Below are 7,516 nucleotides of genomic sequence, written 5' to 3'. Positions count from 1 at the left end.
TCATTTAAGAGCCGCATCTCTAACGAGATGCGGTTTTTTTTCGTCTGTTATTTCTATAAAAAGGGCAATCGCGCCCTTTTTACCGTATGTCACTCCCAGCGTTTAAGCAGCAGGCTGGCGTTCACGCCACCAAATCCGAAGCCATTTGATAAGGCATAACGTATCTCCAGCGGCTGCGCAGTCAGCGCAACTAAATGCAGCCCTTCTGCCTCGGTATCTGGGTGATGCAAATTCAGCGTTGGCGGTACAACCTGATCACGTAAAGCCTGGATAGTGAAAATAGCTTCGATACCGCCTGCTGCGCCCAACAAGTGGCCCGTTGCGGATTTAGTTGAGGTAATTGCAACCGGAGCGTCACCAAAAAGCCCCTTAATCGCCGCCAGCTCTCCTTTATCACCCACTTGTGTTGAGGTCGCATGCGCATTGATATGCTGAATGTCCGCAGTGGTAATCTCAGCCTGGCGAATGGCTGCTTCCATGGCGCGACGCGCACCGTTACCATCTTCCGGGCCTGCCGTCAGATGATATGCATCCGCGCTGGTTCCGTATCCTACCAGTTCTGCCAGCGGTGTCGCACCGCGTGCCTGGGCATGTTCCAGCGATTCGATAACGAGCAATCCAGCGCCTTCTCCCATTACAAAACCATCACGATCGCGATCAAATGGCCGCGATGCTGCTGTTGGATCGTCGTTAAAACTGCTTGAAAGTGCTCTTGCAGCCGCGAAACCGGCAAGACTAACCCGGTGTATTGCCGCTTCACTGCCCCCACACAACGCAATATCCGCTTCACCGCTACGGATCATGCGCGCGGCATCGCCGATGGCCTGCGCACCGGCAGCACAGGCGGTAACCGGTGCGCCAATGGGGCCGCGAAAGCCATGTGCAATGGAAACATGCCCGGCAGCGAGGTTGGCGAGGAAAGAGGGGATGGTAAAAGGGGAGAGTCGACGCGGCCCACGATCATCCGTTGTGCGCACAGCATTGGCGATTTCGTTAAACCCACCGATCCCGGTCGCAATTACCGTGGCAGTACGGTTTTTTTCCACTTGATCCTGTGGAAACCAGTTCGCCTGCGTCAGGGCTTCTTTTGCCGCTACCAGCGCGAACTCAATAAAACGATCCATCTTTTTGCGTTCTTTGGCGGGAATAGCCACCAGTGGATCAAAACCGTACTGCGGATCCTCTTCAATAGACGGAACCTGACCTGCCACTTTGCAGGGAATATCATCGACAACCTCATCTGCAAGCCGGGAAATCCCGGATTTTCCCTGTAATAGGGATTGCCATACGTGCGAGACACCACAACCCAGCGGGCTGACAATTCCCATACCTGTTACCACGATGCGTTTTGTTGAAACGCTCATCATCAATTCTCCTGAAATTTCACGCTGTTTGCGGTTTTTTCATTAAGGGAACCAGCAGCGCAGCGATTAAAAAACCTAACATGATCAGATAAAAAGCATCTGAAAACGCTTGTGTCCGGGCCTCACGCAACGTGATGGCCGAAAGATTCTTTAGCGCAGCACTGCTGGCGATATCGGGTGAAATCCCCTGGCTAACCAATCTGCTGATGTTGCTCTGCACGAATTCCGTGACGGAAAGAGAGGCATTATTGAGATGATCCGCGAGGCGGCTGTAGTGCAAATTGGTTCGGTCATTAATCACGGTACCGCACAAGGCGATGCCAATCGCGCCGCCCAGATTGCGCATTAAATTGAACAGACCTGATGCCAGCTTTAGCCGCGCCGGCGGCAGGCTGCCAAGCGTCAACGTGACCGTCGGGGCAACCGCAAATTGTTGCGCCAGGCCGCGAAATGCTTGCGGTAACAGTAGTTCTTGCGCTCCCCATTCATGGGTGAGCGGAATAAAACTGTACATCGACAACGCAAATCCAAGCAGCCCTGCCATCAGTAGCCAGCGTAGGTCGACCCGATTCGCAAGCCACGCATAGAACGGGATCGACAGCACCTGAAAAAGGCCAGTGGAAAACACCGCCAGACCAATTTCCAGTGCGCTAAAGCCGCGCACCGTGCCAAGAAATAATGGCGTTAGATAGATCGTAGCAAAGATGCCAACCCCTGCCATAAACGAGAAGTAGCAGCCCAGCGTGAACGTTCTGTCCTTCAGCGCACGCAGATCCATCACCGGCTGCGTATGGCGTAGCGTGCGAACAACAAAAAAGATGCCGCACAGTAACGCCACCCAGCCAGTCATCGCTAATGTGTTGTCGTCAAACCAGCCCCAGCGTGGGCCTTCTTCGAGGGTATATTCCAGACAGCCCAGCGATACCGCGAGCAGCAGGATGCTCAGATAATCCGCGCCGCGCAATAGCGACGGATTTGGCGTATCAATTTTTACCAGCAGTGGCACGGCGAAGGTGATATAAATCCCCGGTACGATGTTGATATAAAAAAGCCAGTGCCAGCTGAAGTTCTCGGTTATCCAGCCACCGACGGTGGGGCCGAGCGTTGGTGCCAGCGATGCCAGCCCGCCAATCGTCGCAGCAGCGATGACGCGTTGTTTTCCCTGGAAAAAGGCAAAGGCGGTGGTGAAAACCAGCGGGATCATCGAGCCACCTGCCAGCCCTTGTAATGCGCGAAAAGCGATCATACTTTGGATATTCCACGCCCAGCCGCAGAGCAGGCTCATCACCGTAAACCCGGCGGCGGAGGCGGCAAAGAGCCAGCGCGTGGACATCACCCTCGCCAGCCAGCCGGAGAGGGGAATAATGATGATTTCGGCAATCAGATAACTGGTTTGTACCCATACTGTTTCATCATCGCCGGCAGAAAGCCCTCCGCCGATATCCCGTAGCGACGCCGACACGATCTGGATATCAATCAGGGCGATAAACATGCCCACACACATTGTCGCGAAGGCAAATACTTTCTGACTCACCGGCATTGAAACGCCCGGTTGCAGCGGTACCGCATCGGTGGTGCTCATTGCGCGCTCTTTTCGTCAACGGTAACGATGACAGAAAAACCGGGGCGCAATACGCCGAGTTTTGCCGCTTCACCCTCCAGCGTGATACGCACGGGTACACGCTGGACAATCTTGGTGAAATTTCCGGTGGCATTTTCTGCCGGGAGAAGACTAAATCGTGAACCGGTCGCGGGGGAAACGCTGAGAACATGGCCGTAGAACGTTCGACCCGGCATAACATCCGCCACAATGGTCGCACGTTGCCCTGGGCGCATATGGGCTAGCTGGCTCTCTTTGAAATTGGCGTCGACCCACAAGCCTTCCGCGGGAACCAGTGAAAGCAGCTGCGTGCCGCCGCCGACGAAGGAGCCGGACCAGGCCCGGCGATTGCCTATAACGCCATCGAACGGGGCGCGGATCTCGGTATAGTTCAGGTTTAATTTCGCGATATCAAGATTCGCCTGGGCTTGTTGCAGCGCGGCTTGCGTCTGTTTTTCCCGTGCATCAAGCACGGCCAGCTGGCGCGTGGTGACAGCGTTATCCGCCTGCGCTTTGCTCTCCTGTGCACGTGCCTGGCGATAATCCGCAGCCGCGTTTTCCCGCACCTGCGCAGAAACGGCACTGGACATGACCAGCGCGCTGTAACGGCGGTTGTCATTGGCTGACTTCTCACTCACCGCTTTAGCAGCAGCCAGCGATGCTGTTGCGCCTTCAATGGTTGCCAGCTGTAACTGACGCGTCGCGGCGATATCAGCCAGCGCCGCCCGTTGCGCGGCGACTTCGCCAGCGGCTTTCGCCAGTGCAGCCTGGTAATCCCTGTCATCAAGGCGGACTAAAAGGTCGCCTTTTTTGACCAGCATATTGTCCTGAACGGCAATCTGCTGGACATAACCGGACACTTTACTGGAGATGGCGCTGATATCACCACCCACGTAGGCATCGTCGGTGGACTGAATAAATCGCCCGCTTTGCCACCAGTACACGCCGTAACCCGCAGCGGCTACCAGCGCTGCGGCTAACAGCAGCAGAGTGAGTGCCTTTTTCTTGTTACTGAGCGTCATGATCGCGGCTCACATGGTGAAGCGGGGCGAATTTTTGCGTGTTATCGCCCGTGCGTTTGCGTTGCAAATAATCGTGGCGGTAATGGATAACCGGCGCAGCCGCAGGACCAGGCACCAGGGCATATTTCTCCGGTGTAATGGGTTCGCCGGTTGCTTTATCAATGAGAATGGTCTCGACCGGGCGCTGTGTTTCACGCTCGACTAACTCTATTTGCGCGCCTTCTGGCGAGAAGTGGCGATTCCCCCATTCCACCAGAGCAAGGATCACTGGGCGAAAATCGCGCCCGAGAGCCGTCAGGTGATATTCATAGCGCGGCGGTGTTGTGCTGTAGCTCACTTTTTCCAGCAGCCCGTCATCAACCAACTCTTTCAGACGACGAGAGAGAATGTTGGGGGCGACATTGGCGCTTTTCTGGAACTCATCAAAACGTGTGAAACCGGCTAAAGCGTCACGCAGGATTATTATGCTCCAGCTGTCACCAATGCGGCCTAAGCTGCGGGCGATGGGGCAGGGAGCGTTGCAAAGCGGTTCATTTTTCATGGTCTGACCCGGTTACTGGTTAGATTCTGCGCTTACGGTGACATAGTGACTTTCAAAATGCAAGTGACTATCTTTGCGCCCTGAATTCCTTACTTTTGCTTCTCCGGCAAAAAACCTATGCGTTTTCGCCTCTTTTTCCCCTCACTGAAGCGGGGAATAATCAGCGCAACGAAACAATACGAAATCAGAAAGAGGAATTCTTATGGCTATCCCTGCATTTGGTCTTGGCACCTTCCGTTTGACTGACGAAGCGGTTATCGCTTCTGTGAAAAATGCCCTTGAACTGGGTTATCGCGTGATTGATACCGCGCAGATCTACGGTAACGAAGCTGCCATTGGCGAAGCGCTGGCACAGAGCGGCGTTGCGCGTGAAGAACTGTTTATCACCACCAAAATCTGGACCGAAAATCTGGGCGCAGACAAACTGATCCCCAGCCTGAAAGAGAGTCTGAAAAAATTAGGTACGGATTATGTTGATCTGACCCTGATTCACTGGCCGTCTCCGGGCGCAGCTGTGGCGGTTGATGTCTCTATGCATGAGTTGATGAAGGCAAAAGCGCAGGGCCTGACGCGCCAGATTGGGGTGTCAAACTTCACCATCCCACTGATGGAGCAGGCCATTGCCGCTGTGGGCGCGGAAAACATCGCTACTAACCAGATTGAATTGTCACCGTATCTGCAAAACCGCAAAGTCGTTGACTGGGCGAAACAGCACGGTATCCATATCACCTCTTACATGACGCTGGCGTATGGTAAGGCATTGAAAGATGAAGTGATTGGCCGTATCGCGAAGAAACATAATGCTACACCCGCGCAGGTTATCCTGGCGTGGGCGATGGGCGAAGGTTATGCGGTAATCCCGTCTTCGACCAAGCGTGAGAATCTGGCAAGCAACCTGCTGGCACAGTCGCTGAAACTGGATGCAGAAGATAAAGCGGAAATCGCGAAGCTTGATTGCAATGACCGTCTGGTCAGCCCAGAAGGCCTCGCGCCGAAGTGGGATTAATCAAGAGTTTAACGGGAGCGTCATGCTCCCGTTGTCGTTATTGCGGCAGATGTTCGCTGATAAAATCGATAAAGGCGCGAATACGTGTACTCACCGCCCGATCGCTGTAGTAGACCGCGCTAAAAGGCATCTCTACCGGCAGGCGCTTATCCGCCAGCAAATCCACCAGTTCCCCACTTGCCAGCTCTTTATCAATCATATAGTCCGATAAACTGGCGATACCGTTGCCACTCAGACACAAGTGTTTAAGCGTTTCTCCGCTATTTGAGGAGATATCCGGCGTGGCTTCAAATAATTGACCATCGGCAGAAGCAATCGGCCAGGTGTTAAGGGAGACCGGTTCGGTAAACCCGAGTAACACATGATTACGCAGCTCTTCGACTGTTTCAGGCTTGCCATAGCGAGCGATGTAATCCGGTGAGGCGATAATTTTTCGATAGCTCTTGAACAGCGGGCGGGCGCGCAGGCTGGAGTCCGTCAGTTTCCCCACGCGGATAGCCACATCCACTTTACGCTCAATCAAATTGATAAACGTCTCGCTTGAGACCAGAGAAAGGTTGATTTCCGGGTAGCGTTCACGAAACGGTTTAATCAGCGGCATCAGAAAATGCAGCACCACCGGCGTTGCCGCATCAACGCGCAGCGTGCCACGCGGCGTGGATTTGGTTTCCATCACCTCTGTTTCTGCGGCCGCCATCTCCTGCAATACGCTTTGTACGCGGCGGAAATAGCGCTCACCTTCTTCGGTTAAACTGAGCTGGCGCGTGGTGCGATTAAGCAAATTGACGCCCAGCTTGTTCTCCAGCTTTTTTACTGCACGGCTGATCGCCGAGTTCGCCTGTCCCAGGCGTTCCGCTGCCCGGCTGAAGCTGCCGCTTTCGACAACAGCCACAAAAATCGCGAGTTCTTCTGAGGTGGTTTTCATTATTGCCTCTGTAGCAACACTGCAACGATATTATTCATCCATACGCTATTTAACCATGTTGAAGCCTGCGATGCCACGCACGCGCGGCGCTGGCGGCGTTAATAAGCGCTCACTAACTATAACCGGTGGTTTTTCTGCCGATTGTGCGTTGAAAGTGTGCGCTAAAATCCCTATAACTGAATGACCACCCGGTAACCGGGTGTGGAAATCAATGAGGTTTGAAGCCGAAAGTGCCAAAAAATACCTATGCCATGCGATATGTTGCCGGACAGCCAGCGGAGCGAATTTTACCGCCGGGGTCTTTCGCGAGCATCGGCAAAGCGTTGCCTGCAGGTGTGCCTTTAAGCAGCGACGAAAAAATCCGTGTGCTGGTATGGAATATCTTTAAGCAGCAGCGCGCCGAATGGTTATCGGTGCTGCAGAGTTTTGGCAAAGACGCGCATCTCGTGCTGTTACAGGAAGCGCAAACCACACCGGAACTTGTCAGGTTTGCGACCACTAACTATCTTGCTGCCGATCAGGTTCCCGCGTTTGTGCTGCCGCAACATCCCTCTGGCGTCATGACGCTTTCGTCCGCTCACCCGGTCTATTGCTGCCCGCTACGTGAGCGGGAACCGATTCTACGGCTGGCGAAATCAGCGCTGGTCACGGTGTACCCGCTGCCTGATTTACGTAACCTGATGGTAGTGAATGTCCATGCGGTGAATTTCAGTCTGGGCGTGGATGTCTACAGCAAGCAGTTGTTGCCGATTGGCGATCAGATTATGCGCCACGCCGGACCTGTGATTATGGCAGGGGATTTCAACGCCTGGAGCCGGCCGAGGATGAATGCGCTCTATCGCTTTACGCGTGATATGTCGTTGCGACAGGTTCGTTTTACCGATGACAATCGCCGCCGCGCCTTTGGTCGTCCGCTGGATTTTGTTTTCTATCGTGGTTTGAATGTGCAGGAAGCGTCAGTGCTGGTCACGCGCGCATCGGATCACAACCCGCTGCTGGTGGAATTTACCCCAGGTAAACCGGCTTGAGGGGTGACAAGCAGGCAATAACTGGCTTAA

The 7,516-nt window shown here is 54.2% G+C and carries 7 protein-coding genes; 2 read left to right on the top strand and 5 right to left on the bottom strand.

Going from position 1 to position 7,516, the window contains the following annotated elements:
- Positions 1-89: 89 nt before the first annotated feature.
- The 4 genes from fabF to O3S68_RS12850 are packed head-to-tail and all read right to left on the bottom strand — an operon-like array spanning position 90 to position 4,527.
- On the bottom strand, positions 90-1,364 hold the full coding sequence (gene fabF / locus O3S68_RS12865; RefSeq protein ID WP_269231691.1) for a beta-ketoacyl-ACP synthase II: 1,275 nt from the start codon (positions 1,362-1,364) through the stop codon (positions 90-92).
- Positions 1,365-1,383: 19 nt separating this feature from the next.
- Positions 1,384-2,946, bottom strand: a complete 1,563-nt coding sequence (locus tag O3S68_RS12860) for a DHA2 family efflux MFS transporter permease subunit (protein ID WP_269231641.1) — start codon at positions 2,944-2,946, stop codon at positions 1,384-1,386.
- The gene (locus tag O3S68_RS12855; RefSeq protein ID WP_269231640.1) at positions 2,943-3,986 is read right to left on the bottom strand and encodes an HlyD family secretion protein; all 1,044 of its coding nucleotides are present in this window, start codon (positions 3,984-3,986) and stop codon (positions 2,943-2,945) included. Before O3S68_RS12855 ends, O3S68_RS12860 begins: the two co-directional genes overlap by 4 nt.
- Positions 3,973-4,527 (bottom strand): winged helix-turn-helix transcriptional regulator, encoded by a 555-nt coding sequence (locus O3S68_RS12850; RefSeq protein WP_020456635.1) that lies wholly within the window; start codon positions 4,525-4,527, stop codon positions 3,973-3,975. Before O3S68_RS12850 ends, O3S68_RS12855 begins: the two co-directional genes overlap by 14 nt.
- 202 nt (positions 4,528-4,729) lie before the next feature.
- Here O3S68_RS12850 and dkgB point away from each other — a divergent pair, with 202 nt between their 5' ends.
- The gene (gene dkgB, locus O3S68_RS12845; RefSeq protein ID WP_020456636.1) at positions 4,730-5,533 is read left to right on the top strand and encodes a 2,5-didehydrogluconate reductase DkgB; all 804 of its coding nucleotides are present in this window, start codon (positions 4,730-4,732) and stop codon (positions 5,531-5,533) included.
- Between the two features lie 37 nt (positions 5,534-5,570).
- Here the strand turns inward: dkgB and yafC are convergent, their stop codons facing one another.
- Complete coding sequence (gene yafC, locus O3S68_RS12840; RefSeq protein WP_020456637.1) at positions 5,571-6,458, bottom strand: DNA-binding transcriptional regulator YafC; 888 nt, start codon at positions 6,456-6,458, stop codon at positions 5,571-5,573.
- A 230-nt stretch (positions 6,459-6,688) separates the two neighbouring features.
- Between yafC and O3S68_RS12835 the strand changes: the two genes are divergently transcribed.
- Positions 6,689-7,486, top strand: coding sequence for an endonuclease/exonuclease/phosphatase family protein (locus O3S68_RS12835; protein ID WP_045513363.1), 798 nt, complete (start codon positions 6,689-6,691; stop codon positions 7,484-7,486).
- Positions 7,487-7,516: the final 30 nt, after the last annotated feature.

The organism is Kosakonia sp. SOY2, from assembly GCF_027109175.1.
Taxonomy (GTDB): domain Bacteria; phylum Pseudomonadota; class Gammaproteobacteria; order Enterobacterales; family Enterobacteriaceae; genus Kosakonia.
The sequence above is the reverse complement of the archived record's forward strand: the minus strand, read 5'-3'. Positions and strand labels throughout refer to the sequence as shown.